General features: G+C 69.1%; 24 protein-coding genes. 6 read left to right on the plus strand and 18 right to left on the minus strand.

Annotated features, from left to right (window positions below):
• Positions 1–224 precede the first annotated feature (224 nt).
• Entirely contained in the window at positions 225–1880 is a 1656-nt protein-coding gene (locus tag AB8M46_RS27970) for an AMP-binding protein (protein ID WP_394362197.1), read from the minus strand.
• Between the two features lie 76 nt (positions 1881–1956).
• Here AB8M46_RS27970 and AB8M46_RS27975 point away from each other — a divergent pair, with 76 nt between their 5' ends.
• On the plus strand, positions 1957–2769 hold the full coding sequence (locus AB8M46_RS27975) for an enoyl-CoA hydratase-related protein (RefSeq protein ID WP_394362198.1): 813 nt from the start codon (positions 1957–1959) through the stop codon (positions 2767–2769).
• A gap of 46 nt (positions 2770–2815) precedes the next feature.
• Here AB8M46_RS27975 and AB8M46_RS27980 read toward each other — a convergent pair whose 3' ends face one another.
• Positions 2816–3151 (minus strand): hypothetical protein, encoded by a 336-nt coding sequence (locus AB8M46_RS27980; RefSeq protein WP_073847049.1) that lies wholly within the window; start codon positions 3149–3151, stop codon positions 2816–2818.
• Between the two features lie 188 nt (positions 3152–3339).
• On the opposite strand from AB8M46_RS27980, the gene AB8M46_RS27985 reads away from it, so the two are divergent.
• Positions 3340–3828, plus strand: coding sequence for a carbonic anhydrase (locus AB8M46_RS27985; protein WP_125736314.1), 489 nt, complete (start codon positions 3340–3342; stop codon positions 3826–3828).
• Positions 3829–3873: 45 nt separating this feature from the next.
• On the opposite strand, the gene AB8M46_RS27990 is transcribed toward AB8M46_RS27985, so the two are convergent.
• Both AB8M46_RS27990 and AB8M46_RS27995 read right to left on the minus strand, forming a co-directional pair.
• A complete protein-coding gene (locus AB8M46_RS27990; RefSeq protein WP_125736315.1) occupies positions 3874–4659 on the minus strand; it encodes an SDR family oxidoreductase in 786 nt (261 codons plus the stop codon).
• Positions 4656–5411, minus strand: a complete 756-nt coding sequence (locus AB8M46_RS27995) for an SDR family oxidoreductase (protein WP_037344122.1) — start codon at positions 5409–5411, stop codon at positions 4656–4658. The genes AB8M46_RS27990 and AB8M46_RS27995 overlap by 4 nt, the downstream gene beginning before the upstream one ends.
• 109 nt (positions 5412–5520) lie before the next feature.
• Here AB8M46_RS27995 and AB8M46_RS28000 point away from each other — a divergent pair, with 109 nt between their 5' ends.
• Together AB8M46_RS28000 and AB8M46_RS28005 are read left to right on the plus strand one after the other, a co-directional pair.
• On the plus strand, positions 5521–6135 hold the full coding sequence (locus AB8M46_RS28000; protein WP_394362199.1) for a TetR/AcrR family transcriptional regulator: 615 nt from the start codon (positions 5521–5523) through the stop codon (positions 6133–6135).
• Between the two features lie 158 nt (positions 6136–6293).
• The gene (locus tag AB8M46_RS28005) at positions 6294–7667 is read left to right on the plus strand and encodes an MFS transporter (RefSeq protein WP_037344120.1); all 1374 of its coding nucleotides are present in this window, start codon (positions 6294–6296) and stop codon (positions 7665–7667) included.
• Here the strand turns inward: AB8M46_RS28005 and AB8M46_RS28010 are convergent.
• Positions 7626–8585 carry a helix-turn-helix transcriptional regulator gene (locus AB8M46_RS28010; RefSeq protein WP_394362200.1) on the minus strand — a complete coding sequence of 320 codons (960 nt, stop codon included), beginning with the start codon at positions 8583–8585 and terminating at the stop codon, positions 7626–7628. The genes AB8M46_RS28005 and AB8M46_RS28010 overlap by 42 nt on opposite strands.
• Positions 8586–8846: 261 nt before the next feature.
• On the opposite strand from AB8M46_RS28010, the gene AB8M46_RS28015 reads away from it, so the two are divergent.
• Complete coding sequence (locus AB8M46_RS28015) at positions 8847–9302, plus strand: nucleoside deaminase (protein WP_125736318.1); 456 nt, start codon at positions 8847–8849, stop codon at positions 9300–9302.
• Here AB8M46_RS28015 and AB8M46_RS28020 read toward each other — a convergent pair.
• On the minus strand, positions 9299–10558 hold the full coding sequence (locus tag AB8M46_RS28020; protein ID WP_394362201.1) for a GGDEF domain-containing protein: 1260 nt from the start codon (positions 10556–10558) through the stop codon (positions 9299–9301). The genes AB8M46_RS28015 and AB8M46_RS28020 overlap by 4 nt on opposite strands.
• Before the next feature lie 224 nt (positions 10559–10782).
• Between AB8M46_RS28020 and AB8M46_RS28025 the strand changes: the two genes are divergently transcribed.
• Complete coding sequence (locus tag AB8M46_RS28025; protein ID WP_037344118.1) at positions 10783–11733, plus strand: chitinase; 951 nt, start codon at positions 10783–10785, stop codon at positions 11731–11733.
• A 102-nt stretch (positions 11734–11835) separates the two neighbouring features.
• Here the strand turns inward: AB8M46_RS28025 and AB8M46_RS28030 are convergent, their stop codons facing one another.
• The 12 genes from AB8M46_RS28030 to AB8M46_RS28085 all read right to left on the minus strand — a co-directional run bounded on the left by AB8M46_RS28030 (position 11836) and on the right by AB8M46_RS28085 (position 26486).
• A complete protein-coding gene (locus tag AB8M46_RS28030) occupies positions 11836–13404 on the minus strand; it encodes an ABC transporter substrate-binding protein (protein WP_394362202.1) in 1569 nt (522 codons plus the stop codon).
• 19 nt (positions 13405–13423) lie between these two features.
• The gene (locus AB8M46_RS28035; RefSeq protein WP_235213388.1) at positions 13424–15427 is read right to left on the minus strand and encodes a hypothetical protein; all 2004 of its coding nucleotides are present in this window, start codon (positions 15425–15427) and stop codon (positions 13424–13426) included.
• A 202-nt stretch (positions 15428–15629) separates the two neighbouring features.
• Complete coding sequence (locus AB8M46_RS28040; protein ID WP_394362424.1) at positions 15630–16079, minus strand: hypothetical protein; 450 nt, start codon at positions 16077–16079, stop codon at positions 15630–15632.
• Between the two features lie 216 nt (positions 16080–16295).
• Positions 16296–16565, minus strand: a complete 270-nt coding sequence (locus tag AB8M46_RS28045) for a hypothetical protein (RefSeq protein WP_037344114.1) — start codon at positions 16563–16565, stop codon at positions 16296–16298.
• Between the two features lie 117 nt (positions 16566–16682).
• The gene (locus AB8M46_RS28050; RefSeq protein WP_037344111.1) at positions 16683–17285 is read right to left on the minus strand and encodes a TetR/AcrR family transcriptional regulator; all 603 of its coding nucleotides are present in this window, start codon (positions 17283–17285) and stop codon (positions 16683–16685) included.
• On the minus strand, positions 17282–18133 hold the full coding sequence (locus tag AB8M46_RS28055; RefSeq protein ID WP_394362203.1) for an SDR family oxidoreductase: 852 nt from the start codon (positions 18131–18133) through the stop codon (positions 17282–17284). The genes AB8M46_RS28050 and AB8M46_RS28055 overlap by 4 nt, the downstream gene beginning before the upstream one ends.
• A 9-nt stretch (positions 18134–18142) precedes the next feature.
• On the minus strand, positions 18143–19309 hold the full coding sequence (locus AB8M46_RS28060; RefSeq protein WP_081975951.1) for an acyl-CoA dehydrogenase family protein: 1167 nt from the start codon (positions 19307–19309) through the stop codon (positions 18143–18145).
• Positions 19306–21258, minus strand: a complete 1953-nt coding sequence (locus tag AB8M46_RS28065) for a biotin carboxylase N-terminal domain-containing protein (RefSeq protein WP_394362204.1) — start codon at positions 21256–21258, stop codon at positions 19306–19308. Before AB8M46_RS28065 ends, AB8M46_RS28060 begins: the two co-directional genes overlap by 4 nt.
• Before the next feature lie 5 nt (positions 21259–21263).
• On the minus strand, positions 21264–22862 hold the full coding sequence (locus AB8M46_RS28070; protein WP_394362205.1) for an acyl-CoA carboxylase subunit beta: 1599 nt from the start codon (positions 22860–22862) through the stop codon (positions 21264–21266).
• Complete coding sequence (locus AB8M46_RS28075; protein WP_394362206.1) at positions 22859–24007, minus strand: acyl-CoA dehydrogenase family protein; 1149 nt, start codon at positions 24005–24007, stop codon at positions 22859–22861. Before AB8M46_RS28075 ends, AB8M46_RS28070 begins: the two co-directional genes overlap by 4 nt.
• Positions 24004–25695: an acyclic terpene utilization AtuA family protein gene (locus tag AB8M46_RS28080; RefSeq protein ID WP_394362207.1), complete on the minus strand. Its 1692-nt coding sequence runs from the start codon at positions 25693–25695 to the stop codon at positions 24004–24006. The genes AB8M46_RS28075 and AB8M46_RS28080 overlap by 4 nt, the downstream gene beginning before the upstream one ends.
• Positions 25692–26486, minus strand: coding sequence for a TIGR03084 family metal-binding protein (locus tag AB8M46_RS28085; RefSeq protein ID WP_350597174.1), 795 nt, complete (start codon positions 26484–26486; stop codon positions 25692–25694). Before AB8M46_RS28085 ends, AB8M46_RS28080 begins: the two co-directional genes overlap by 4 nt.
• Between the last annotated feature and the right edge of the window lie 76 nt (positions 26487–26562).

Here is a 26562-nt window from a genome sequence, read left to right on the forward strand (position 1 = left end):
GTGATTGGAGGCCGCACTCGGTGTTCCGGCGCCGATCACGCGAGTGCGGTGCCGCGCAGGTCCGTGAGTGGCGATTCGGGTTAGAACCCGAATCGCCACTCACGACCACCCCGCCCGAAAGCTGACCGCGGGCCCCAGCACGAACGCGGTCAATACCCGCCCGCATGCTCGAAGAACCGCCGTGTCGACGGACCCGCGGACGGTTTCGACCTGCGCCATCCCGCTCAGCCCCTCTCCCGGAGTTCGCGGCGGAGGATCTTGCCGCTCACCGTCTTCGGCAGTTCGTCGAGCACCTCGATCACCCGCGGGTACTTGTACGCGGCGAGGCGTTCTTTGCAGTACGCGACGAGGTCCTGGGGGTCGGGCGTGGTGCCCGGCGCCGGGCTGATGTAGGCCTTCACGGTCTCACCGCGGTAGGCGTCCGGAACGCCGACGACGGCCGCTTCACGCACCGCCGGATGCGTGTACAGGACGTCCTCGACCTCACGCGGCCAGACCTTGAACCCGGAGGCGTTGATCATGTCCTTCTTGCGGTCGACGACGTAGACCCAGCCGCTCGGCTCCATGAAGCCGATGTCGCCGGTCAGGAGCCTGCCGCCGGGCAGCACGGCTTCGGTCGCCTCGGGCCGGTTCCAGTAGCCGGGGATCACCATCGGACCTTCGACGGCGATCTCACCCGCCGTCCCGAACGGCTGTTCCTCGCCGTTCTCACCCAGGATGCGCACGATGGTCCCCGGTACGGGCAAGCCGATCGAGATCGTGCCGGACGCTTCGTCGATGGGCGCTTCGAGGCTGCTCGGCACGACGATGCAGCCCGCGGTCGTCTCGGTGAGCCCGTAGCCGTTGTGGATGTAGTGGCCGAACCGTTCGCGGAACGTGCCGACCACGGCGGGCGGCAGCGCGGCACCACCGGAGTACAGCAGCTGGAAGGAGTCGAAGTGCTCGCGGCTCACGCCGGGATGGGCCATCAACGCCATGTACGCCGTGGACGGGCCGACCGTGTACACGGGCTTGTGCTCCAGGAAGGCGTCGAGCACCACGCCGGGCTCGAACCGGTACGCGAGCGCGAGCGTGCCGCCGATGTCGATCGCGGAGGCGATCTCGCACACCATGCCGGTGATGTGGAACAGCGGGGCCAGACCGAACAGCGTGGCGCCCTCGCCGAGACCGCTGAACGTGCTGAGCACGGCCGCGTTCGCGCCGAGGTTGCCGTGGGTGTTCATCGCCCCCTTCGGTGTCCCGCTGGTGCCCGAGGTGTAGCTGATCAGCGCGACGTCGTCGGGGCCGAGGCCCGGGTCAGCGGGTGGCTCCCCCGCCGCGGCCCGCGCCGCCGTCAGCAGATCGGCGGCGCCGGGGGTCGGCTCCCGCACGGTCTTGCCGAACACCCGCGGGTCATCGCGGCCCTGCAGGTCGAGTTCGCTGGTGGTCAGCGCGATCGTCACGTCGCTGCCGGGCACGAGCGGGCGGATGCGGCGGTTCCATCCGCTCTGCGAGCAGACGACCGCACGCACCCCCGCGTCCTCGAAGACGTGCTGGAGTTCCCGCTCGCGGTACATCGGGTTCACCGGGACCACGATCCCGCCCGCCTTCCACGCGCCGAGCAACGCCAGCACGAACTGCGGGATGTTCTGCAGGACCAGGGCGAGCCGGTCGCCGGGCGCGAAACCGGAGGCCAGCAGATGACGCGCGACGCCGTCGGAGAGCTCGTCGACCTCGCGGTAGCTCATCGTGGCGTCGAAGTAGGCGATCGCCGTGGCCTGCGGAGAGCGCTGGACCGCCCGCCGGAAGGACGCCAGGACCGTGGTCGCTTTCGGTGCCTCCGCCACCTTCATCCGATCCTCGTAGGCGGCCAGCCACGGCTTCGCTTCGTACCGGCTCATGCAGGTTTCCTCCCTGACAAGTCTCGACGATCCCGTAAGCATCCGCTTAGTATGTCGATGACGCAAGGAGGTCGACGTGACCGATCAGCTCTCACCGTCCGAAGTAGACACTGCGGGCACGGTCCGCTACGCCGTGGACGGCGCCGTCGCCACGATCACCTTCGACAAACCCGGCCGCGGCAACGCGATGGACCAGCCGATGCAGATCCGCTACGGCCGGCTGCTGGGCGAGGCGTCGGCCGATCCCGGCGTCCGTTCCGTCGTCGTCACCGGCAGCGGGCGCTCCTTCTGCCCCGGCGCGGACCTGGGACTGCTGGAGAACATCTCCGTCAGCGGCACGGGCGCGCCGGAACGAGAAGGGTTCCGCGACGTCCTCGCCGCCGCGTATGCCGACGTGCCGGTGGTCGCGGCGATCAACGGCGGCTGCGCCGGGCTCGGCTTCGTGATCGCCTGCGCCGCCGACGTCCGGTTCGCCGCGGCGGGCGCGAAGTTCACCACCGCCTTCGCGCGGCGGGGCCTCATCGCCGAATACGGGGTGGCGAAACTGCTGCCCGAACTCGTCGGCCGCGGCCGGGCACTCGATCTGTTGCTCTCCGGCCGGACCTTCACCGCCGAAGATGCCTACGAGTACGGCCTGGTGCAGGAAGTCGTGCCGCCGGAAGAGCTTTCGGCGCGGGCAATGGCCTATGCCACCGAACTCGCGACCTACAGCGCGCCACGTTCTATGGCGCTCATCAAACGGCAGGTCCTTCGCGAAGCCGGGCTCTCCTTGGAGGATTCCGCCCGCGAAGCCACCGCCCTGATGCTCGAATCCTTCGGTCACCCGGAACTTCCCGAAGGCCTGGCGAGCTGGAACGAACGCCGTCCGCCGGATTTCCCGCCGTACTAAGGAGCTTAGGTCGCCCCGGACACGCGTCCGGGGCGACAGAGGCGAATCAGACGGTTTCGCGCGTGGTCACCGCGTCCTTCTCCGCCGCCAAAGCGGTGCAGGTGCGCACCCACAGCTCCCAGCCGCGCAGCGCCTGGTTGCAGTTCCAGCCGGTCCAGCGTCCCGCCTGCGCGCCCTCGTTGCCGGCGCGGTTGCAGGCGGTTTTGCTGCTCCAGCCCTCACTCACCTTGCGATACGGCGTGCAGGAAGCCGCCGCGACGTCTCCCGACGCCCCGGCCGCGCACGGTTCCGCGGTGCTCGCCATCGCCGATCCCGCGGTCAGCATCGACCCGGCCACGGCCGCGGCAAGCACGAACCCACGGACCACGAAACGCTTGTTCATCGTGTTTCCTCACCGCGAGCAGGACCCCCTCCCCACAGTGGCCGATTCCGCGGCGAAGATCAACCGCCGGGTGGATACACGCCGTGGCGGCCGGATTCAGCCGGTCCGATCCCAGGTCATGGGCGTGGTTGCGCATGCGTGCATCCGAGCGGTCCACTCGGTCGTACTCCACCCGGAAGGGGACGACCATGTCGGTCACCGATGAACTCCTGGCCAACAACGCCGGTTACGCCGCGCGCTTTTCCGGACCACTGCCCTTGCCGCCCGCCAAACACGTGGCCGTGCTCGCCTGTATGGACGCCCGTATCAACGTCTACGGCGTTCTCGGCCTTCAGGAAGGTGAAGCGCACGTCATCCGCAACGCGGGCGGCGTCGTCACCGAGGACGAGATCCGTTCCCTCGCGATCAGCCAGCGCCTGCTCGGCACCGAGGAGATCATCCTCATCCACCACACCGACTGCGGAATGCTCACCTTCACCGACGACGATTTCAAGAAATCCATTCAGGAGGAAGTCGGCGTCAAACCGGCGTGGGCCGCCGAGTCGTTCGGCGACGTCGACGCGGACGTCCGTCAGTCGATCGCGCGAATCAAGAACAGCCCGTTCATTCCCAAGAAGGATTCCATCCGCGGTTTCGTGTTCGACGTCGCGACGGGGAAGCTGAACGAAGTCGTCTGAAACATAAGGGACCGCGCAGGGCGAAACCGTGCGCGGTCCCGGGGGTCATTCGCCGGTGACCTGCTCCACCTTGCGCTGCAGCTTGTTCATCCCGCCGAGCCAGCGGTCGGTCTGCGTGGCCCGCGCGGCGTAGTAGTCCGCGACCTCGGGATGCGGCAGCACCAGGAACCGGTCGGCGGCGATGGCCTCGAACAACGCGTCCGCGACCTGTTCCGGCTGGATCGCCGACGCGCCCATCAGCAGTTCGCCCGCGGGGCCGGTGTTCTCCAGCATCGCCGTCCGCACACCCTGCGGGCAGATGGCCTGCACGGTGAGCCCGCGGTGCCGGTACGTCGCCGACAGCCATTCGGCGAAGGCGAGCGCGCCGTGTTTGGTCACCGAGTACGACGCCGAACCGAGGCTGGTCAGCAATCCCGCGGCCGACACCGTCGAGATGAAATGCCCACGGCCGCGTTCGAGCCACGGCGGCAGGAGCAGCCGCGCGGCGCGCACGTGCGCCATGACGTTGACGTCCCAGATCCGCGCCCAGTCCTCCTCGGGCGCGTCCACGCCGCCCATCGGCGCGATCCCGGCGTTGGCACAGAAGACGTCGATCTCGCCGAGGGTTTCGCGGGCCGCCTCGATCAGCGACGCGACACCCGCTTCGCTCGCGGCGTCACCGGCGACGGCGGTCCCGCCGATCTCCTTCGCGACCTCGGCCGCGGCATCACCGTTCAGGTCGCCGACGACCACGCGCGCGCCCTCGGCGGCGAAGCGGCGGGCGAGTACGGCACCGATCCCGCCGCCCCCGCCGGTGACGACGACACCGGATCCGGTGAAGGACGGGGTCACAGGCCACCGGCCAGCGTCACGCCGCCGTCGAGGACCATCGTCTGCCCGGTGATCCAGCCCGCCTCTTCCGAAAGCAGGAACGACACGGCGCTCGCGATGTCCGCCGGGACGCCGAGGCGCTTCATCGGGTACGGCGCCGAGACCTCTTCTTCGCGGCCTTCGTACAGCGCGGTCGCGAACTTGGTCTTGACCACGGCCGGCGCGACGGCGTTGACGCGGATCTTCGGGCCCAGTTCGAAACCGAGTTCCTTGGTGAGCCGGATCAGCGCGGCTTTGCTGACGCCGTACATCCCGATCCCGGGCGACGCGCCGAGCCCGGCGATGGACGCGACGTTCACCACCGCGCCGCCGTGCTCCCCCATCCACGCGTCGCGCGCCCGGCGGGTCCACGAAAGCGGGGCGAGCACGTTGACGGCGAAGATCTTCGCGGCGGCACCGGGGTCGACGTCCAGCGTCGGCCCGAACACCGGGTTGATGCCGGTGTTGTTGACCAGCATGTCGAGCCGTCCGAACGTCTCGATGGTCTTGGCGACGGCCTCGGCCTGGTGCTCGTCGTCGTCGGCCTTGCCGGGAACGGCGATGGCGACCGCCTCGCCGCCCAGTTCGGCGACCGCCTCGGCCAGCGGCTCCGGCTTGCGCGCGGTGATGCACACCTTCGCGCCGCGCTCGACGAGGTCCTTGGCGATCCCGAGGCCGATACCCCGGCTGGCCCCGGTGACGATCGCGACGCGATCCTTGAAGGAGTGGTTCACTCTGTCGATCTCCTCTTTCCTTGACTAAGCGAGCGCTCACTTACAATGGGAAGGTCCGGAGGCGCTGTCAAGCCCACTCTCCGGTTCGAGCGTCTGGGAGGATCTGCGGATGACCATGTCGCTGTCGGCCGAACTGTGGCCCGACGTCCAGCCGGAGACGGCACGGCGCCTGATGCTGGCCGGGGTCGAATCCTTCGCGCGGCGCGGCTATCACGCGACCACCACCAGGGACATCGCCTCCGCGGCGGGAATGAGCCCCGCGGCGCTGTACGTCCACTTCCCGTCCAAGGCCGCGCTGCTGTTCGCGATCTCGAAGTACGGCCACGAGCAGACACTCTCCCTCGTCGAGAGCGTCGTGGCACGGGAGACCGACCCGGTCGAGCGGATCCGGCTGCTGGTGGAGGACTTCGTGGCCTGGCACGCGCGGCGGCACACCGTGGCCCGCGTGGTGCAGTACGAACTGCAGGCGCTGCCCGACGAGGAGTTCGAGATCGTCGCGAAACTGCGCCGCCGCATCGAGCAGGTCGTGCGCGAGGTCATCACCGAAGGCGCCCAGGCCGGCGTGTTCACCGTCGGCGACCCGCACACCGCGGCCCGCGCCGTGCTCTCGCTCGGCGTCGACGTCTCCCGCTGGTACAACGAACGGGCCCGCCAGACCCCCAAGAAGCTGGGCCAGGAGTACAGCGAGCTGGTACTGCGCATGCTCGGCACGAAACTCTCCTGACCAGTACTGATCGACCTCTCGCGGCGATACCGCCACCAGAGTGACATACCAACTGGTCGGTATCTAGAATTACCCGTTGAGACGTTGACCACATACTAAGCGGTTGTTAACTTGCCCGGACTGCATCGCCGCAGCAGCGCCGAGCGAAGGGCATCCAGATGGCCGACACAGCACCGAACGCCCCCGGAACCGCCGCCGAACCGACGATCACCGTCTCCCAGCGCAGGAGGGCCGCGACCGCGGCGGCACTCGCCTCATCGGTCGAGTGGTACGACTACTTCGTCTTCGGGATCGCCGCCGCCCTGGTGTTCGGGAAGACCTTCTTCCCCACCACCAACGCCGCGGCCGGCGTCCTCGCCTCGTTCGCCACCTTCGCGGTCGGCTTCCTCGCCAGGCCCCTCGGCGGGATCATCGCGGGCAGCCTCGGCGACAAACGCGGCCGGAAACCCGTGCTGGTGCTGGCGATCGCGCTGATGGGCGCGGCGACCACGCTGATCGGCCTGCTGCCGACCTACGACTCGATCGGGATCGCCGCGCCGCTCCTGCTGGTGCTGCTCCGGCTCGTGCAGGGGGTCGCCGTCGGCGCCCAGTGGGGTGGCGCGATGCTGCTCGCCACCGAGTACGCGCCGCCCGGCAAACGCGGTCTCTACGGCAGTCTCGTCCAGCTCGGTGTCCCGATCGGGGTGGTGCTGGCGAACACGGTGTTCCTGGTCGCCGCGCAGGTGGCGCCGCCGTCGGACTTCCTCGTGTGGGCGTGGCGGATCCCTTTCCTGGTCGGCGTCCTCGTGCTCGGACTGGCCTGGTACATGCACGTCAAGATCGACGAGACGCCCGAATACCGCCGTGCGGAAGCGAAACTCGCCGCCGAAGAACGCGGCCGGGCCAAGTCGCCGCTGCGTGACGTCCTGCGTCACCACAAGGGCACGGTGCTACTGGCCGGCGGTTCGTTCATGGTCAACACCGCCACCTTCTACATCCTGCTGAACGGCGTCCTCGACTACGCCACCCGTCATCTGGGCATGTCGCGGACCACGGTGCTCGTGGCGACCCTGCTGATCAGCACGCTGCAGCTGGCGATCATCCCGCTGTCGGCGAAACTGTCCGACCGGATCGGCAGGCTCAAGATCTACACCTTCGGCGCGGCGGGGGTCGCGCTCTGGGCGATCCCGATGTTCCTGCTGATCGACACGGCGTCCTTGCCGCTGTTCGTGATCGCCTCGTTCGTCGGGTCGCTGTTCCTCGGCATCATGTACGGCCCGCAGGCGGCGCTGTTCGCCGAATTGTTCACCGCCGAGATGCGCTACACCGGCGCCTCGCTGGGCTATCAGATCAGCGCGGTCGTCGGCGGCGGACTCGCGCCGTTCATCATGGTGCTGCTGCTGGAATCCACCGGGACGTCGATGTCGGTTTCGCTCTACATCATCGTGCTGGCGCTGATCTCGCTCGGTTCCATCGGCCTGCTCGCCAAACGCGCACGGTCCACTTCGGACTCACACGACCGCGCGCGCGAAGCGGTCGGCGACCAGGCGTAGCCGCTCCTTGACCTCGTCCGGTGCCTCCTCCACGACGAAGTCCACGTCCCAGTGGGCGAGGTAGTAGGGCATCACGGAGAGGTCGTTGGAACCGACCCTGACCCGGCAGGTGTGCTCGTCGATGGCTTCGATCGTCCCGGCGGTCGGTGACACGTACTCGGCGAGCGCCTCCGCCGAGGCGCTGACCCGCAGCACCATCTGGTGCGGATACGGCGAAGACGTGATCCCGCGGGAGACATAGGCCGCGAGGTCCTCGGCGGGCGGTTCCCTCGGCGTGAACCGGAAGCTGGTCGCCGGGACGCCGTCGATCCGGTCGACGCGGAAGGTCCGCCAGTCGTCCCGATCGAGATCGAACGCGACCAGGTACCACCGGCGCCCGGTGTGCACCAGGCGCAACGGCTCGATGTAGCGCTCGGTGACGTCGCCGCTGTGGCTGCGGTAACCGAACCGGAGCCGCTGATGGTCGCGGCACGCGGACGCGATGACCGTCAGCGCCGCCGCGTCGATGACCGGGACGACGCCGCCGAGCGGGATCATCGCGGCGTTCAGCGCGGTCACCCGGTGCCGGAGCCGGGCGGGCAGCACCTGCTCCAGTTTCGTGAGCGCGCGTACCGAGGTCTCCTCGATCCCCGACACCGTCCCGTTCGCCGCCGTGCGGAGCCCGACGGCGACCGCGACCGCTTCGTCGTCGTCCAGCAGCAGGGGCGGCAGCGCGGCCCCCGCGCCGAGCCGGTAGCCACCCGCGACGCCGGGCGTGGCGTGCACCGGGTATCCCAGCTCCCGCAGCCGCTCGACGTCGCGCCGGACCGTGCGGACGTCCACCCGCAGCCGGTCGGCCAGATCGGCGCCCGGCCAGTCGCGCCGCGCCTGCAGCAGGGAGAGGAGCCTCAGCAGCCGGGCCGACGTGCCGGTGGTCATCGGTTCGCTCGCTTCATGAGAGGGAGTCTGGCAGACATTCAGGACAGGTCCGGTCCGCATTGGCTTCCGAGTCGAGTCGGCACCTTCATGTGACCCAGTGGACGACACGTGTGCTCAGACGGACGACACGCGTGATCAGGTGGACGACACGCTCGCGGCCGGGACGCCATCGCGTGTCGTCCGTCTGATCACGCGTGTCGTCCGTCCAGTCACGCGAAACCGCCCGGCCTGACGCCACTTACAAGCCGTAAGGTTGGTCAGGTGATCGATCCCGCGCAGCTGCTGTCCGTCGCCCGCGAAGAGGCCGAACTCGGCAAGGCCGAGGGCGGGGTCCCGATCGGCGCCGCCCTCTTCGACACCACCGGCGCCCTGCTCGGCCGCGGCCACAACCGCCGGGTCCAGGACGGCGACCCGTCGATGCACGCCGAGACCTCCGCGTTCCGGAACGCGGGCAGGCGGCCGCACTACCGGGACACGATCATGGTCACCACCCTCTCCCCCTGCTGGTACTGCAGCGGGCTGGTGCGCCAGTTCGGCATCGGCCGGGTGATCATCGGCGAGGCCACCACGTTCGAGGGCGGGCACGGCTGGCTCGAGGAGAACGGCGTCGAGATCACCCTGCTCGACGATCCGGCCTGCACCGCGTTGATGACCGAGTTCATCCGGGATCACCCGGAGTTGTGGTTCGAGGACATCGGCGTCCCCACCGCGGACTAGTTCTCGACCTCGAAGACGACGGTCCGGTTGCGCCCGGCCCCCTTCGCCGCGCGCATCGCCTGATCCGCCGCGCCGACGAGCCGGTCGAGCGTCTCGCCGCCGGCGGGATGCGACGACACTCCGATCGAGACCGTCACCCCGGCGAACGTCCCATCCAGTGAGACGAACGTCGAGGAGATCCGCAGCCGGATGCGTTCGGCGATCGCGTGCGCGTCGAACCGGCTGGTACCGGGCAGCAGGACGACGAATTCCTCGCCACCGAACCGGCCGACCAGGTCCGCCGCGCGGACCTCGGCGCGCAAAGTGTCCGCCACGGCACGGAGGACGTCGTCCCCGACGTGCCTGCCGTGCCGGTCGTTGAGCCGGGCGAAATGGTCGAGGTCGAGCATCAGCAGCGAAAGATCCGCGCCACGGCCACGAAGCAGATCGAACTGGGTGCGCGCACCGTCCAACCAGGACGACGCGGTGAGCAGCCCGGTGCCGGAGTCCGTACCCGCGTGGCCGCGCAGGGCGCGCATCGTCCCGGCCCGGTGAAGTACCACGAGCGCCCCGGCGAGTACCACGGTGGCATACGGCCATTCCGCCGCCGACCACGCGAGCAGCAAGCCGAACGCGACCATCGCCGCGTCGAAGGCGAACCCCGACGGTTCCGCCCCGAATTCGGCGGCAGGCGCGGCCAAAGCGGCGTCGACGGACAGGAAGATCAGTCCCGTCGCGAAAACCAGGGCGAAACTCTCGAAATCCCTTGCCGCGTCGGCGAACGGCGGCGCGCCGAGCAGGACCGGGATGATCGAGGCACCGAGCGCCGAAAGCATCGTGGCGGCGGCCGCGAACGCCTGACGGTGGGGAATCCCGCGCCGGATCCGGAACCAGCGGTAGCCCGCCGAAGCGGCGACGAGTACCGCGGCCAACGCGGGCGGCAGCAGCAAAGCTCCCGCGAAGATCCAGGCCGCGTCCAGTCCGGCGCCGAGCCGGGTGTCGGCACGGGACCGCTCGACCGGTCGCGAAAGCTCCGAGCTGAGGATCATTCCGGCCAGCAGAGCCGAAAACGGGAGCAAGGACGACGGCGCGGGCGGCCGCAACACGAAGAGGTAGGCGGTGGCGGCGAAAGCGGCGAAGTCGACCAGGAGCAGGTACCCGATCAGGCCCCGCCTGGGTAGTTCCCACAGGCTCCAGGACCCCAGTATCCGCCGCGGCGCGGCGAGCCGGTCTCTCCGGCCGCGGCTTCCGGTCGCCATCAGGGAGTCCCCCACCATTTCGGCAAACTAGCCGGTAATCGCGGTGGTGTCGATCCGCTTTCCGGGTCATCACCCCCCTACTAAGGTCGGTCGTTTCCGCCGGGATTCCCGGTGAATTCTTGACAGTCCTCAATGGTCTAGTCCACCGTGAGTGAGCGCACCCTCCCGGTTGATACGCCGCGTCAAGACGGAGGTGCTCCACACCTGCGCGCCTCGCCGCGCGCGTACCAGTTGGAGGACCTATGAAATCGCTACGACGCTGGGCGACACTGGCCACCGCCGCGGGCGCCGCTCTCGCCACGACCGTCGGCCTCGCCCCCGTCGCCTCGGCGGCCCCGGATCCGGTGCTCGCCTCGCCTTATCTGTACCAGTGGTCGGGACAGACGGACCCGATCGCCGCGATGAACGCCACCGGCGTCAAGGCCTTCACCCTCGCGTTCGTCCTCTCCGACGGCGGCTGCAACCCGAAATGGGACGGCAGCCGTTCCCTCACCGGCTCCGACGCCACGCTGATCAACAACATCCGGGCCAAGGGCGGCGACGTCATCCCGTCGTTCGGCGGCTGGTCCGGGACGAAGCTCGGCCCGAAATGCGGCACCGCCTCGGCCCTCGCCGGCGCGTATCAGAAGGTCATCGACGCCTACAAGCTCAAGGCGATCGACCTCGACATCGAGAACACCGACGAGTTCGAGAACTACACCGTCCAGGACCGGATCCTGAACGCCGTCAAGATCACGAAGCAGAAGAACCCCGGCCTGCGCGTGGTCATCACCATCCCGACCGAGGTCGGCGGCCCCAACTCGCACGGCAAGCGGCTGATCACCCAGTCGAAGGCGCTCGGCGCGGGGGTCGACGCGTGGTCGGTCATGCCGTTCGACTTCTCCAGCGGCGGTGACATGGCGGGCAAGACCCGCAGTGCCGTGGACGGGCTGAAGAACGTCGTGAAATCCACCTTCGGCCTGAGCGACGACGCGGCCTACCGGCGCAGCGGGCTTTCGTCGATGAACGGGAAGACCGACGTGGCGGGCGAAACCGTCAGCGTCGCCGACTTCCGCGCGATCCGCGACTACGCGGCGAGCAAACATCTCGCCCGGCTGTCGTTCTGGGCGGTCAACCGCGACTGCAACAACTGCGCGGGGATCTCGCAGGGCAAGTACGACTACACCAAGATCGTCGCGGGTTACACCGGCTGACTTCCGTTCCCCACCGGTGTCAGTCCGCAGGGTGAGCCCTCGGTACAGGTGGTCGTGAGTGGCGATTCGGGTTCTAACCCGAATCGCCACTCACGACCCGCATCAGCGACCGCAGTCCGCCTTCGTGTTCAGCGGCCGTCCCCGTGACCACACCAGATCGACCGGATGCACCGAACCGTCCGGGTCGATCGACAGGATCGGCAGCGCCTTGTCGAGCTGGTTCCCCGTCGCCTGATCGAACGCGACGAACCCGGTCGCGCCGGGTACCGGGGAGTTGCAGTCGATACTGCGCAACACGTCCGGCACCGAAACCGGATCCGACGACACGTTCTGCACCGCGGCTTCGACGGCCGCAGCGACCGCGTCGTGCTCGATCATCGCGGCACCGTCCCACAGTTCCGCCTTGGGGAAACCGTGGGTACCGGTGAATTCGGCGACGAAGTTGTCGTAATTCTTCTTGTACGTCGGATGCGCCGAATCGGCGGTGAACATATCCCACTGGTCGGGATACGCGAGCGCCGTGTAGCGGAGCCGGACGCTGATGTCCTTGTTCAGCTGCAAGGGTTTCCCGGCGAGCGTGCTCGCGTCGTCGCCGGTCATCACGGTCACCGTGTCGAGCCCTTCGCAGGCGCCGTCACCCGCCAGCGACGCCACGAGAGCACCGAGGTCCAGTCCACGGCCCGCGAAGTAGATCAGGTCGGGTCTCGCACCGCAGATGTCGTTGTGCCACCTGCTGAACAGCCCTCGCAGGTACGCCTCGCGCGAGGTGTCGGTGAGCGGTTTGACGTCGTAGGTCTTCGTGAAGATCACCGGGACCTTCGAGGAACTCTGGAAGGCTTCGGCGAGCGTGGTCGCGTAGGTGTCCTCCTTGCTGACGCCCTGGATCATCATCACCCGCTTGAAACCGTGCGCGGCGATGTATCCGGCCGCGGCGCGGGCTTCGTCGGTGTTGGTCGGGCCCACGCGGAAGAAGTTGTCGATCCGTACGCCCTTCGGATCGATGTTCATGTTGTCCGCGGTGACGGTCGCGCCGATCGTGGCGATCCCGTGCTTGGACAGTTCGGCCACCAGCGCCCGGCTGCTCTCCGTGCTGATGCCGATGTCGGTGACCGCCACGATGCGCTGGGCGGCGGCCGCGGCGACGATCTCCTCGGCGACGACCTGCCAGTGCTCGGCGTTGCTCCCGTAGTTGGCCAGCAGGAGCTTGATCCCCGGCGGCCCGTTCTTCGGCCACGCGGCGGTGATCGCGCCCTGGATCTCCCGCCGGACGAACGGGAACGGCTGGCTGTCGACCTTCGGATCGGGCGCGAGGTTCTCCAGCACCACGATGGTCTTGAAGTTCTCGCCCGCCATCTCGTTGCGGCCCTTGATGAGCTTCTCCAGCGGGTCGAGCGGATCGTTCTCCCGCATCGGACCCGAGTCGAGGTTCAGCCCGACGCAGACGTACGACGCGCCGATCGACTCCTCGTCCGCGTCCACCGCGCGCAGGCCGGGACCGCAGGACTCCCACGGACTGATCGACACCAGCGCGGCGCCCAGCAGCACGACGGCGATCGCGATCAGCAGCACCCGATGGCGGTGCGCCCAGCCGCGCGGCCGCACCGGGGGCCCCGTCGCCGCGCGTTCACGGGCCGCGGACATACGTGTTCTCAACGAATCGAGCCAGGACATGACGGAGTTCCGTTCCGGGTCAGGGGAATTCGCCGCGACGGGCGGCTTCCTTGGCCGACACGAGCGCGCCGACGTCGGGCTGGTGCGAAGTGGTGGCCAGCGCGGCGAAGGCGTTCGCGATCACCTGGTGCTGAGCCTGCCCGCGGACCGCGAACGGGTTGGCGGTCAGCCAGCCCGCCGCGATGAGCCGGGCGACGTTGTTCCGGATCTCGGACCGGCCGGCCGGGCATCGCGCGTTGTCGAGGTTGACGAGTTCTTCGTACAGTTCCGCGTGATCCCGCTCGGGCGGCAGATCGTCCGGCGCGTTCAGCACCAGTTCGAGCTTCGCGATCCACTCCGCGTGCGGGATCCGGTTGAACTCGCGCTCGAAGAAGGTGACCACTTCGCCGATGTCGCCCAGTGCGAGATTGCAGTAGGCCAGGCGCACCGGATCCTGTGCGGTGTCCGGATCGTCGCGCAGCGCCTTGAACTGGTCGGTGTAGGTCGGCCCGTCCCCGTCACCGCGGCGGGCCAGCGCGGACACCAGGTTCGCCGCGATCCACGGGTGCAGGGCGGCCTGGTCGGTCGTCGAACCGGGCGAGTTCTTCGCCGTCACCCACAACGACGTGCGCAGTTCGGTCAGGATCCGCCCGACGTGCGGCTGGTCGATCCGGCTCTGCGCCGCGTCCGGGATCAGCCAGGGCGCGGTCGCGAACGGGGCCGCGGTCACGAAGTCGTCGACGTGGACGTCGTCGAGGTGTTCGGTCAAGGCGAGCTCGGTCAGCCTGCGGTAGCAGGGATCCTGCTCGCCACGCGGATCGGTGGTGAGCAGGTCCCGATCGCCCTCGCGCGCGTCGCTCGCCCGCAACCGCCCGGCGAGTTGCTCGACCGCCGACGGCAGCCCGCCGGTCGCCCGGTGCGCGAGCGTGACCTTCGGCGTCCGCGCCCCCGAATCGAGGATCCGCGCGATCCGTCCGATGGACTGCGGCGAGATCCGGACCGGGTAGTAGGCCGAGTCGAGCGCGCCGTTGGCCGGATTCGCCCAGTCGTCGTAGGAAGCCTCCTCGCAGTCCACCATCGGCCGGACGGCGGGTGGGGCGCCGGACGCGGGTTTCCACGGCGCGAGCCAAGCGGTGCCCCAGTCGTCGTGCCACCGCCCGCTGGTGGCGATCACCAGCAGCGCGTCGTGGGCCTCGCGGTCGTTCGGATGCTGGACGGCGTGCCGTTCCCGGGCCGCGATCAGATCGGCGAGGAATTCGGTCCCGCCGGGGTGGTCGACGTCGTCGAGTACCACCACCCAGTTGTGCCAGTGCCTGCGCTGCAACGAGATGTCGCAGGTACAGGGGCTCTTCTCCTCCGGCTTGGCCATCCGGGGATGGTTCTCCCGGACGTCGCCGAGGAACGCCGCCATCAGCCATTCGGTGACCGCCTTGGCGTCACGGGCGCTGCCGTGCGCGAGCCGGTTGAGTTCGAGCAGCGCGTCGAACGGGGATCTCCCCTCGGCATGGGGGAAGTCCGCCAGCGACCGCAGCGCCTTCCCGAGCCGGGGCCGGATGTTCCGGACCAGATGCGGGAACGTCTGGCGGAACAGATCCGCGTACGGGGGCTCGACGAGACCGGTCGCCTTCGCCGTCTCGGTCAGCGTGTCGAGCGTGCTGTCCATCGCCGGTGTCCAGATGATCCGGTCGAGACTGCCGAGCAGCGACTTCAGTTGCGCCAGGTCGTCGTCGCGATTTCGACCGGAAAGCTCCGCCTGGACTGCGATCAGCGCGATCGTGAAACGAATGAACTGCGGTTTCGGTCGATTTCGCCACTTTCTCGAAAACGAATAGGCCAGTTTCGTGAGCACGTCGATCGTGCCCGCCCTGCCGCCTTGCCCGAAATCGAATCCGGCGTGGACGACACCCCAGCCCAGGTCGCGTCGGATCGCTTCCAGGGCCGTGGTCTTCCCCGAACCGACCGGTCCGAGCAGCAGCGTCACCGGCTGCGGGCGCGACGGATTCCCCGTCTCGCGGTTGATCAGCATTCTCCGGGCGAACTGCACCGCGGGAGAATGTCGGTCCACACTCATTTTCCTGTTCAGCCCCTAGCCGTGCTCCGGGAGGAATGGAGAGTGCGAACCATCGTAGGTATCCGACCGAAGGCGGGGCACAGGAAAAATGACACCGGACACGAATGGACGAAATCGGGGATGAATCGTGATTCTCGATCGACGGTGAGCGACGACGCCGATCACCCGATCGGCGCTACCGGCCCCATTGCGGCCAGCGACCGCCGCCGTGATACCAGTCGTAGTACTGGTCGAAATCGTGGTGGCCGGCGCGCGGGTCCGGCCGTTCTTCGGGTTCCGGCGTGGGTGTCGGGGACGGCGTCTCCGAACCGTGCATCGACGCGGTCATCGGCGGCGGGGGTGCGACACTGCCGCCCGAGGGTCCCGACGGGACGGGCGAGGAGACCGGGACGTCGATCGCCTGCGGGGCGATGGTCAGCGACGGCGGCAGGAGCGGGGTGCCCGGGACGACACCGCCCGGCTCGGAAGGAACGAGCACGACGGCCAGCAGCCCGCCGACGAGCACGCCACCCGCCGAAAGCGCCGAGATCCGCCGGATCCTGCCGGTGCCCGGAGCGGCTTCCGGAGCCCGGTGCTTCGGCCCGCGCGGTCCCCGGCGGCGGGGTGCCGCGCCGGCTTCCCGCATCAACTCGCTCAGTGTCCGTTGATGAACCCGCTGGCGAGTTCGACACAGCGGGTTCAGGGCGTCCTCACCGGTATCGCGGCGAGCCGTGCGTGCCATCGGCACCTCCCAACCCGGTCCGTCGCCCGGCGACGGCCTCATCCCGGGGTGGATCCTAGGAACGCGGGAGGTGCTTGTAAACGGTCGTCGTCCACTGCGGACAGACGATGCGGTGAAAGGTCAGGCGGCTGCGGTGACCGCGATCGCGGCTTCGCCGGCCTCGGTCAGCTCGGCGGGCACCCGGCCGGTGACCGCGGAGGGGCCGGAGGTCTCGGCGGGGCGGATGTACCCGCCGTGGGCCAGCGCGTGCGCGGTCATCTGATCGCAGCAGGCGAACCCGTCGATGAAGAGATCCGGCTCGCAGCTGCACGACATCTGGGCACGGCGCGCCGCGACCGCTCGCAGCATCGCCATCGCGCGATGGGACAGTTCGACCTCTGAACCGGACACCGGACTGGACCTCTCTCGATCAGCCACCTGAATCAGCAGCACTTACACCGTGTTATCGGCCGCTGCTCCATCAGTGTTAACAAGATCTCAGACGTCGGTGGTGACTTTTCGGTTCCGTCAGATCTTCGCCGACGCCAACGTCGGTTCCAGGACCCGCGCCCACTGCGCGACGATCTGCTTGCGCCGCTTCGTGTCGTCGGTCAGCAGGTTCGCCAGGCCCAGGCCGCGGGCGAGATCGAGAGTGGCCTGGACCAGCTCGCGAACGCCTTGGTGGGACTCGTCGACACCGAGCAGCTCGACGGTCACCCGGTGTGCTTCCCGGCCGACCCTGGCCTCCAGCGGCACCAGCGTCGCGCGCAGCGAGTCGTCGGTCGATGCCGCGACCCACAGGTGGAGCGCGGCACGGAACAGCGGCCCGCTGTAGAGGTTGAGCACCATGTCGACGGCCCGCTCGATCCGCGACCGGCCCGACGGCAGTTCCGCCGCGCGGGCCCGCAGTTCCACGATCTGGATCTCGCCGACGTGCTCGACCGCGGCCGCGACCAGGTCCTCCCTGGTCGGGAAGTGGTGCTGGGCGGCGCCGCGCGAGACCCCGGCGCGTTCGGCGATGACCGCGACGGTGGTCCCGTGCCAGCCCAGCTCCCCGATCGTCTCGACGGCGGCCTCGACCAGCCGCCGCCGGGTGGTGCGGCTGCGCTCCTGCTGTGGTTCGCGGATCATGGCCCTGATTCTGGGGTACGGCTTTCGACCCAGAAATCGAGCTGCAGGTCTTCCTCGGTCCCGCCGACGCGGTACTTCGCGAAGTCCGTGACGCCCTCGGCGGCCAGCACCTCGTCGTCGAGGTAGAAATTCCCCGTCGCCTCGGTGCTCGGTTTGGTGAGGATCGCGTGCGCGGCGTCGGCCATGATCTCCGGCGTCCGCGATTTGGCCGCCAGCTCCGCGCCGACGACGTTGCGGATCGCCGCGGTGTCGATCGTCGTACGCGGCCACAGCGAGTTCGCCGCGATGCCGTACCGCCGCAGCTCCGCGGCGAGCCCGACGGTCACCAGGCTCATCGAATACTTCGCGATGCTGTACGCGAGATGCCCGGCCTGGAACCACTTCTCGTCCAGGCTGATCGGCGGCGACAGCGTGAGGATGTGCGCGTTCTCCGCGAGCTTCAGATACGGGATGGCGAGCTTCGACAGCAGGAACGAGCCGCGCGCGTTGATGTCCTGCATCAGGTCGTAGCGTTTCATGCTGACCGATTCGGTCGGGGTCAGGTCGATCGCGCTCGCGTTGTTGAGCACGATGTCGATCCCGCCGAACTGCTCCGCGGTCCGCGCGATCGCGGCCTCGACCGACGTGTCGTCGCGGACGTCGCCGACGATCGGCAGCGCCTGCCCGCCGGCGTCCTCGATCGCCTTGGCCGCGGTGTAGAGCGTGCCCGGCAGCTTCGGATGCGGCTCGGCGGTCTTGGCCAGCAGGGCGATGTTCGCCCCGTCGCGGGCGGCGCGGACCGCGATGGCCTCGCCGATCCCGCGGCTGCCGCCGGAGATGATGATCGTCTTGCCGTGGAGCGTGCTCATGACGCCTCCTCAGTAGGAGCGGGGCAGGCCGAGGCTGTGCTGGCCGACGAAGTTGAGCACCATCTCACGGCTCACCGGCGCGATCCGGCCGAGGCGGACGGCCGTGACCAGCGTGCCCAGCCCGTATTCGCTGGCCAGCCCGTTGCCGCCGTGGGTCTGCACGGCCTGGTCGACCGCGCGGATGGCGACCTCGGCGGCGGCGTACTTCGCCATGTTCGCCGACTCGCCCGCGCCGAAGTCGTCGCCGGAGTCGTAGAGCGACGCCGCCTTCTGCGTCATGAGCTTGGCCAGTTCCAGCTCGATCTTGATCTCGGCCAGCGGATGCGCGAGCCCCTGGTGGGTGCCGATCGGCGCGCCCCACACCTTGCGCTCGTTGGCGTAGGCGACGGCCTTCCCCAGCGCGTACCGCGCGATGCCGAGCGAGAACGACGCGCCCATGATGCGTTCGGGGTTGAGCCCGGCGAACAGCTGAGCGATCGCCGCGTCCTCCTCGCCGACCAGCGCGTCGGCGGGCAGGTGGACGTCGTCGAGGAACAGGCCGAACTGCTTCTCCGGCGAGACGATGTCCATGTCGATCTGCTTGTACTCGAAACCGGGCGTGTCGGTCGGCACGGTGAACAGCGCGGGCTTGAGCTTGCCGGTCTTGGCGTCCTCGGTGCGGCCGACGACCAGGACGGCGTCCGCCTCGTCGACGCCGGAGATGTAGACCTTCCGTCCACTGAGGACCCAACCGTCGGCGTCCCGCTTCGCGGTGGTGGTGATCTTGTGCGAGTTCGACCCGGCGTCCGGTTCGGTGATCGCGAAGACCATCCGCCTGCTGCCGTCGGCGATACCGGGCAGCCAGCGCTTCTTCTGTTCGTCGGTGCCGAACCGCGAGATGACCGTGCCGCAGATCGCCGGCGAGACGACCATGAGCAGCAGCGGGGAGCCCGCCGCGGCGAGTTCTTCGAGCACCGCGGCGAGATCCGCGATCCCCGCTCCCCCACCGCCGTACTCCTCGGGCAGGTTCACGCCGAGGTAGCCCAGCCGTCCGGCCTCGGCCCACAGTTCCTCGGTCTTGAGCCCGGCGCGCGCCTGCTTGGCGTAGTACTCGTACCCGTACTTCTTGCCGAGTTCGGCGACCGCGGCCCGCAGCGCGACGCGCTCCTCGGGCTCGGTGAAGTTCATCGCGTTCATTCTTCGTCTCCTACCACCGCGAGGATCGTGCCCACTTCGACCTGTTGTCCGACCACCACCGGGAGTTCCGTCACGACGCCGTCGGCGGGCGCCGCGATCCGGTGTTCCATCTTCATCGCTTCGAGCCACAGCAACGGATCGCCGGTCTTGACGGTGCCACCCGCCTCGACCGCGAGCCGGACGACCGTGCCCGGCATCGGCGCCACGAGCGAACCGGCCGCGAGCGCCGCGTCGGGATCGGTGTACCGCGGCACCACGCCCAGTTCGACGGAGCCGTCCGGCGAATCGACGTACACCGTGTCGCCGTACCGCGCGACGGCGAACTTCCGCCGTACCCCGGAAATCTCCAGGATCACGTCGCCGCTCTCGGCGGAAACCAGTTCGACGCCTTCGAATCCGTCGGCGCGCAGACCGTCCCGGCCGAGGCCGTAGCCGACCTCGATCTCGTCGTCACCGTGACGAAAACGTTTGCGCTGCACTTGGGAACGGACGTTGCGCCAGCCGCTCGGCAACCGGCGCTGAACCCGGGCCTCCGAGCGATTCGCGGCCGCACCGGCCAAAGCCGCGGCCAGCGCGGAAATCCGTACGGTGTCCACAGTGGCCAGTGGGGCCGCCAGGGTTTCGAGACCGTGCCGGTCGAAGAACGCCGTGTCGGTCTCCCCGGCGAGGAAAGCCTCGTGGCGCAACACGTTCACCAGCAGGTCGCGGTTGGTCACCACCCCGTGGATCTCCGCGCCCGCCAAGGCTCCGGCCAGCGCCCGCGCCGCGCTCCGGCGATCCGGGGCGTACGCGATGACCTTGGCGAGCATCGGGTCGTAGTGCACACCCACGGTCTGTCCGCTGACGAAACCCGAGTCGAGCCGGACACCCGGGCCGACCTCGAACTCCCGCTGCGCCGCGGGAAGCTCGAAACGATGCAAGGTGCCGCTCTGCGGCTGCCAGCCCGCGGCGGGGTCTTCGGCGTAGAGCCGGACCTCGATGGCGTGACCCCGCGTTTCCGGCTCGTCGATCGGGAGGTGCTCGCCCTCCGCGATCCGCAGCTGCAGCGAGACGAGGTCGAGCCCGGTCGTGGCCTCGGTGACCGGATGCTCGACCTGGAGCCGGGTGTTCATCTCCAGGAAGTAGAAGCGCCCGTCCGGTCCGGCGAGGAACTCGACCGTCCCGGCGCCGACGTAGTCGATCGCCTGCGCGGCCTTGCGGGCGGCGTCGAACAGCGCCTCCCGCATGGCCTCGTCGACGAACGGCGACGGCGCCTCTTCGACGACCTTCTGGTGACGGCGCTGGATCGAGCACTCGCGCTCCCCCACCGCCCACACCGTTCCGTGGGTGTCGGCGAGCACCTGCACCTCGATATGCCGACCGGTCTCCAGGTACCGCTCGCAGAACACGGTCGGGTCGCCGAACGCCGACGCGGCCTCCGCGCTCGCGCCTTCGACGGCCTCGGCGAGTTCGCCGAGTGTCCGCACGACACGCATACCGCGTCCGCCACCTCCGGCGGAAGCCTTGACCAGCAACGGAAGGTCGGCCTCGGTGACCTCGGCCGGGTCCAATTCGGACAGGATCGGGACACCGGCCTCGGCCATCATCCGCTTGGACTCGACCTTGGAGCCCATACTCTCGATGGCTTCCGGCGGCGGGCCGACCCAGGTGAGCCCGGCGTCGAGCACGGCGCGGGCGAAGGCGGCGTTCTCGGACAGGAACCCGTAGCCGGGGTGGATCGCGTCGGCGCCGGTCTCCACGGCCGCCTTGATCAGCAGCTCGGCCCGCAGATACGTGTCGGCGGGCGCGTTTCCCGGCAGGCGGACGGCGACGTCCGCCTCGGCGGTGTGCGGCGCGTCGGCGTCCGCGTCGGAGAACACCGCGACCGTGCCGATCCCGGCGTCGCGGCAGGTGCGGAACACGCGGCGGGCGATCTCCCCGCGGTTGGCGACCAGAAGTTTCTCGATCATGCCGCTCACATCCTGAAGACGCCGAAGCCTTCGGCGCCCTTCACTGGTCCATTGTGGATCACGGACAGGCTGAGCCCGAGCACCGTGCGGGTGTCGCGAGGATCGATGATCCCGTCGTCGTAGAGCATCCCGGAGAGGAACATCGGCATCGACTCGGCCTCGATCTGCCCTTCCACCATGGCGCGCATGGCGGCGTCGTGCTCCTCGTTGTACTCCTGTCCGCGCGACGCGGCGGCAGCGCGAGCCACGATGGACAGCACACCGGCAAGCTGCTGCGGCCCCATGACCGCGGATTTCGCGCTCGGCCAGGCGAACAGGAACCGGGGATCGTAGGCCCGGCCGCACATGCCGTAATGCCCGGCGCCGTACGAGGCACCCATGAGCACCGAAAGATGCGGCACCTTCGAGTTCGACACGGCGTTGATCATCATCGCGCCGTGTTTGATGATGCCGCTCTGCTCGTACTCCTTGCCGACCATGTAGCCGGTGGTGTTGTGCAGGAAGACCAGCGGCGTGTCGATCTGGTTGGCCAGCTGGATGAACTGCGCGGCCTTCTGCGACTCCTCGCCGAACAGCACGCCTTGGGCGTTGGCGAGGATGCCGACCGGGTAACCGTGGATACTCGCCCAGCCGGTGGCGAGACTGCTGCCGTACAAGGGTTTGAACTCGTCGAAGTCCGAACCGTCGGCGACCCTGGCGATCACCTCGCGCGGGTCGAACGGCACCTTGAGATCGGTGGGCACGATGCCGAGCAGGTCTTCGGCGGAGTACAGCGGCTCGGCGTAGTCCGGCTTCGGCGTCGGGCCCTGCTTGGTCCAGTTGAGCCGTTTGACGATACTGCGCCCGAGGCGGATCGCGTCCTCCTCGTCCGCCGCGAGGTAGTCGGCGAGGCCCGACGTGCGGGCGTGCATTTCGGCGCCGCCGAGCGATTCGTCGTCGGATTCCTCACCGGTCGCCATCTTGACCAGCGGCGGACCGCCGAGGAACACCTTCGCGCGTTCCTTGACCATCACGACGTAATCCGACATACCGGGCAGGTACGCGCCGCCCGCGGTCGAGTTCCCGAACACCAGCGCGATCGTGGGCACCTTCGCCGCCGAGGATCGCGTGAGGTCACGGAAGATCCGGCCGCCGGGGATGAAGATCTCCTTCTGCGTCGGCAGATCCGCCCCACCGGACTCGACGAGGTTGATCACCGGCAGGCGGTTCTGCGCGGCGATGTCCGCGGCACGGTAGCTCTTCTTGGCCGTCCACGGATTGCTCGCCCCGCCTTTGACCGTCGGGTCGCTGGCGGAGATCATGCACTCCACGCCTTCGACGACGCCGATGCCGGTGATCACGCTGGCGCCGACCTGGTAGTCCGAACCCCAGGCCGCCAGCGGCGACAGCTCCAGGAACGGCGAGTCCTCGTCGAGGAGCAGCTCGATCCGCTCGCGGGCCAGCAGCTTGCCGCGTTTGCGATGCCGGGCGACGTACTTCTCGCCGCCACCCGCGATCGCCTTGGCGTGCTCGCCGTCGACCTCGGCGAGTTTGCCGAGCATGGATTCGCGATTCTCCGCGAACTCCTCGCTCCGCGTGTCCACAGTGGACCTGATCGTGCTCATGCGGTGTATCCCAATCGCTTCGCGGCCAAGCCGGTGAGGATCTCGTTGGTCCCGCCGCCGATACCGAGGATGCGCACGTCACGGTAGTGACGCTCCACTTCGGACTCCCGCATGTAGCCGAGTCCGCCGTGCAGCTGCACGGCCTCGTTGACCACCCATTCGGCGGCCTCGACGGCGGTGTTCTTCGCGAAACAGGCTTCGGCGATGACCTCTTCGCCCGCGACGTGCCGCTGGGCGACCTGACGGGTGTAGGTGCGGGCGACGTCGATCTTGCGGGCCATCTCGGTGAGTTTGTGCTGAACCAGCTGACGGGAGATCAGCGGACGGCCGAAGGTCTCGCGCAGGCGGCACCAGTCCAGGGTCAGGTCGAGTGCCCGCTGCGCGTGCGCGTAGCCCTGCACGGCCAGCGAGACCCGTTCGGTGACGAACTGCGTGGCGACCTGCGCGAAGCCGCTGTTCTCGGCGCCGATCAGGTTCTCCGCCGGCACGCGTACGTCCACATAGGACAGCTCGGCGGTGTCCGAGCAGAGCCAGCCCATCTTCTCCAGCTTGCGGGAGACGGTGAAGCCCGGTGTGCCCCTTTCGACCACGATGAGCGAGATCCCGTGGGCGCCGGCTTCCCCGGTGCGGACCACGGTGGTCACGAAATCGGCGCGGCAACCCGAGGTGATGAAGGTCTTCGCGCCGTTGATGACGTACTCGTCGCCCTCGCGTACCGCCGTCGTGCGGATCCCGGCGACGTCGGAACCGCCGTCGGGTTCGGTGACCGCGAGCGAGCCGATCTTGGTGCCTTCGAGCGTCGGCCGGACCCAGCGTTCGATCTGCACCGGATCCCCGGCCGCCGCGATATGCGGGACGGCGATACCGCAGGTGAACAGCGAGGCGAAGAGGCCACCGGATCCGCCCGCGTAGTGCAGTTCCTCGGCGATGACGACGGCGTCGAGATAGTCGCCGCCCCCACCGCCGACCTCCTCGGGGAAGCCGACGCCGAGCAAGCCGAGTTCCCCGGCCTTGCGGTGCAGATCGCGGGGCAGCTCGCCCTCGCGTTCCCAGTCGTCGAGGTGCGGCAGGATCTCGATTTCGGCGAACCGCCGGACGGTCTTGCGCAGTTCGGCGCGTTCCGGCGTGGCGAAGGGGTCGGTCACAGGAGGGCCTCCGGGATGTCGATCTCGCGGGAACGCAGCCATTCCCCGAGCGCCTTCGCCTGCGGGTCGAACCGCGCCTGCGACGCGACGCCCTCGCCGAGGATGCCTTCGACGACGAAGTTGACCGCCCGCAGGTTCGGCAGCAGATGCCGCCGGACCTCGAGATCCGCGGTCTCCGGGAGCAGCAGTTTGAACTCGGTGACGGTCAACCGGTGCGCGAGCCAGCGCCACGCCTCGTCGGACCGCGCCCAGACGCCGACGTTCGCGTTGCCGCCCTTGTCGCCGCTGCGCGCGCCGACCACCTTGCCGAGCGGCACCCTGCGGACTTCGGCCTGGGTGAACGGCGCGGGCGGGGCGGATTCGTCCACTTCGGACAGAGGCAGGGTCTCGACGGCGGGCGCGATGTCGCGACGGGTTCCGTCCGGCAGGACGGCGATATGCGGCACCTCTTGTGCATCAACGAAAGCGGCACGATAGACGCCATAGGGCGAGGCGGCCGCGGGTGGCGCGGTGACGTGGAACCCGGGGTAGCTCGCGAGCGCGAGCTCGATCGCCGCGCCGCTGAACGCGCGCCCCGCGACCTCCGGATCGGCGTCCTTCACCGCGACGTGCAGCAGGGCGCTCGCCTGCTGCTCGGTTTCGGCGTCGGGCCGGTCGGTGCGGGCCAGGGTCCACCGGACGTCGGCGGGTGGCCGTGCCTTGAGCGCGCCTTCGAGTTGTTCCTTGACCAGAGCGGCTTTCGCCTCGATGTCGAGTCCGGTGAGGACGAACGTCGTCTCGTTCCGGAAACCGCCGAGCCCGTTCAGGCAGACCTTGAGCGTCGGGGGCGGCGGCTCGCCCGTGACGCCGCTGATCCGGACGCGGTCCGGGCCGTCCTCGGTGAGGGTCAGCGTGTCGAACCGCGTCGTGACGTCCGGCCCGGCGTACCGGGCGCCGGTGATCTCGTAGAGCAGTTGCGCCGTAACGGTTCCGACGTTCACCACGCCGCCGGTGCCGGGGTGTTTGGTGATCACGCTGGAGCCGTCGGCGGAGATCTCGGCGATCGGGAACCCCGGGACGCCGATCTCGTGCTCGGTGAAGAAGGCGTAGTTGCCGCCGGTGGCCTGCGTCCCGCATTCGATCACGTGTCCGGCCGCGACCGCGCCCGCCAGCGCGTCGTAGTCGTCGCGCGCCCAGCCGAAGTGCGCGGCCGCGGGGCCGACGATCACCGACGCGTCGGTGACGCGCCCGGTCACCACGATGTCGGCGCCCGCGTTCAGGCATTCCGCGATCCCCCACGCGCCGAGATAGGCGTTGGCGGTCAGGGTCTTGCCGAAGCCGAGCTCTTCCGCGCGCTGGATGAGGTCGTCGCCCTCGACGTGCGCGATCGCGACGTCGACGCCGAGTTTCGCGGCCAGTTCACGGAGCGCGTCCGCGAGCCCGGCGGGGTTGAGCCCGCCCGCGTTGGCGACGATCTTGACGCCTTTTTCCTTGGCCAGCGCGAGATTCTGCTCCATCTGGCGCAGGAACGTCTTGGCGTAACCGCGGTTCGGGTCCTTCATCCGGTCGCGGCCGAGGATGAGCATGGTCAGCTCGGCCAGGTAGTCGCCGGTCAGCACGTCGAGCGGGCCGCCGGTGAGCATCTCGTGGACCGCGGAGAACCGGTCGCCGTAGAACCCGGACGCGTTGCCGATGCGGATCGGGGTCATGCGAACTGCCCCGGCTTCCGGCCGGCTCCGGGAGGCCCGGCGAAGGCCTGCGCGATCCCGAGCCATTCCTCGACGTCCTTGCCGGTGGCGACCAGGTCGGTGTCGGCGGGGTGACGGCGCTGGGTGATCACGAGGCAGAAGTCGACCGCGCTGCCGGTGAGCCGCTGCCCGGCGTCCTCGGGACCGAAAGCCCAGGTGGTCCCGTCGGGCGCGGTCAGCTCGACGCGGAATTCCTCGGCGGGCGGCGCGAGCGAGTTGAGCTTGTAGGCGAAGTCGCGCGTGCGGGTGCCGAACCGGGCGATGTGCCAGATCCGGGCGGTGTTCTCGCGCGCGACGCCGAGCGCGTCGAAGATGTCCTGGCCGTGCGCCCAGGTCTCCATGAGGCGCGCCGTCACCATGGACGCGGCGCTCATCGGCGGGCCGTACCAAGGGATCTTCTGCCCGTCTGGCACCGCGGCGAGCGCTTCGGCGAGCTCCGCGCGACCGGCGCGCCACTCCGCCAGCAGCTCGCGGGGCGGCGTCTTCGCCCCCTCGGCGGCGCCGTCGTCGACGTAGGACTCGCCCGTCGCGAGCAGCCCTTCGATCTCGGCCTGCCACTCGGCCTCGGACCCGCGCGCCGCGATCAGCGCCTTCTTGTCCGTCCAGGCCAGATGGGCGATCTGATGGGCGATCGTCCAGCCTTCGGCCGGGGTCTGCCGCGCCCAGTCCGACGCGGGCAGATCCGCCACCACGTCGTCGATGGCCTGCGATTCCGCCGCGAGATCCCCAAGGATCACGCCCAGGTCAGCCATGCCCGCCTCCTCGCGTCCTCCTCAGGCTGGCACTCGGCGACGGAAAAATCAAGCGCGCCTGATTGTTTTCCTCGAT

Origin of the sequence: Amycolatopsis sp. SB7-3 (genome assembly GCF_041021335.1) — a bacterium.
GTDB classification, from domain to species: Bacteria; Actinomycetota; Actinomycetes; order Mycobacteriales; family Pseudonocardiaceae; genus Amycolatopsis; species Amycolatopsis japonica.